This window comes from Acinetobacter endophylla (genome assembly GCF_053543775.1).
The window spans coordinates 1-514 of record NZ_JBLVOM010000300.1; the positions used below are offsets into that span (position 1 = coordinate 1).

Sequence of the window (514 nt, forward strand, 5' to 3'; positions counted from 1 at the left end):
AATAGTTTAAATTTTAATTTCTTTAATTAAAACAAGACTTGTTCGTTTCTTTACCCGGTTCTCTTATCGTATACTGTGATAAGAGAATAATTAGAGAGTCTGTAAGATTCGGCTCGTGATTAAGGAGGCCTTGGATAAATGTTCACCCTGGCAGAGGACAGTAATATTCTGGATCAAGCGTTCATGAAGTCCCCGATGGGAATGGCCTTGCTGGCTGCTGATGAAGGTAGCTGGGTACGGGTCAATTCCGCTTTTTGCAATTTGTTTGGTTGTACGGAATCCGGGATGCTCGCGACATCCCTGTTTAGTGATATTCCTTTTCAAGAGGTGCTTAATGAATTGCTTGACTCTCCCGAAGCGACCTTCAGGAAAGAGCAGCGAATTCTTACCCCGGGAGGGAGCCCTGTATGGCTTTCCCTTACCTTTTGTCTGTCTGACCAGGGACAAGCCTTCTCATATATAATTGTGTATGCACAGGATATAACGGACCGGAAGATAGCGGACCAGCTAACGG

At 44.6% G+C, this 514-nt stretch carries 1 protein-coding gene; it reads left to right on the forward strand.

The window, feature by feature from the left end:
* Positions 1–138: 138 nt before the first annotated feature.
* Positions 139–514, forward strand: a 376-nt coding sequence (locus tag ACNPNW_RS16410) for a PAS domain S-box protein (protein ID WP_448767203.1), incomplete at its 3' end; no start/stop codon positions are given.